Origin of the sequence: Verminephrobacter aporrectodeae subsp. tuberculatae At4, from assembly GCF_000193225.1 — a bacterium.
Classification (GTDB): Bacteria; Pseudomonadota; Gammaproteobacteria; order Burkholderiales; family Burkholderiaceae_C; genus Acidovorax; species Acidovorax aporrectodeae.
Map to the genome: position 1 here is coordinate 1 of NZ_AFAL01000209.1, position 1,403 is coordinate 1,403.

The window sequence follows — 1,403 nt, forward strand, 5'->3', positions numbered from 1 at the left end:
CGAAACGACGAAGGGCCCCACCCAAGGCTCTATGCCGTTTCATATGGAACACGGCGTTATTGCACGAGATGCAGAGGCGGCCTACGCAAGCAGCGTGATTGCTAGGAGTCTGTCGGACTTTCTCGAAAACACTGGGAATCGCTCAAAAATTGAGCAGTTTTGACGCACTACAGAACGATATCCACAGGCCAGACGATGGCCAAGGCAAAAAAATCACTCCAAATCGCGCTTGAAAACCGCAAGTCCGACAGCCTCCTAGCGCAGTGCGTGCGACACTGTTTGGTTTTTTCTGTACTTGAAGGTGCGCGAACGATTGATGGCAGAAGTGCGAGCGGAATGACTGCCGATCTCTATGCAAAGGAGTCCGTGCAATGACAAATTTTGATTTGCTTCCAGAAACTGCTGGTTCAAATGATAAAAAAATACTACCCGATGGTAGTGTCGCTGCATTATTTGTATCTGCAAGCAAAAACTTGACTACGCTATATATCCATCGTCCTCCCGGAAGTCAGGATATTAAAATCCGGTATCCCTCAGATCTCTCAGATCCCGCAGCGGAATCTAGAAAAACGAAATATAAATGTGTTCGCGAACTTGAGGCTTGGTCGAAGCCGGGAAACTTGCTGCATCCTGAGTACGGAAAAAACATGCTGCAGCAGGAATTATGGGAAAAGGGAGTTTCACAGGATGTGTTTCTTGGCCTGAGTGAAATTCCTGGGGAATCGGATTGCAAAAATTTGAATTTGTCCATTCAATCTGGTGAGCTGACAGAGTATTCATTCAAGAGATTCTGTTTGAGCTACGGATTATCAGACAGCATGCAATCCAAGGAGTCGGCAGCAAAGTTCCTTGAATACATGGAGGGTAGACTCTTGGCTTGGATACATCTGCCAATCGATGCCGACCCGACACTGTTGCCATTGATTGTAAAAATCATTTCTGAACTCGGACACATTGTCATTGACCCGGATAACATGACTCCAATCAACTGACACATGGAAAAATACTCTATTCGGGGTCATCCCCCTGCGGCAGAATAGTTGTCGCCTCCATAGAACCAAAAACCGGGGGCGGCGATGAAGGACAAAAATGGCTCGATACGGACAAACATTCAAGGACAAGGCGGTGGCAAGATTGCTGCCGCCGCACAGCGCAACACTGCAAGCGGTTGCGCAGGAAGTTGGCGTTGCAGCGCAAACGCTGGATCGTTGGCGCAAAGATGCGCAGTCCAGCCCCGCCCGAGGGCGGGGCTGGACTGCGCCCGCTCGGCTGGAGGCGGTGATCACCACGGCGGCGATGAACGAAGTCAGCAAGAGCGCTTGGTGCCGCGAGCACGGCGTGTACCTCAGCGAATTGGACAAGTGGTATGCCAGTTGCACTACGGCACTGACGGATCCCCAAGA

2 protein-coding genes are annotated in these 1,403 nt (G+C 50.5%); both read left to right on the forward strand.

Going from position 1 to position 1,403, the window contains the following annotated elements:
* The first annotated feature begins 371 nt into the window (after positions 1–371).
* A complete protein-coding gene (locus VTU_RS32560) occupies positions 372–992 on the forward strand; it encodes a hypothetical protein (protein ID WP_138927806.1) in 621 nt (206 codons plus the stop codon).
* A 97-nt stretch (positions 993–1,089) separates the two neighbouring features.
* A partial coding sequence (locus tag VTU_RS31210) for a transposase (protein ID WP_138927807.1) occupies positions 1,090–1,403 on the forward strand: 314 nt, incomplete at its 3' end.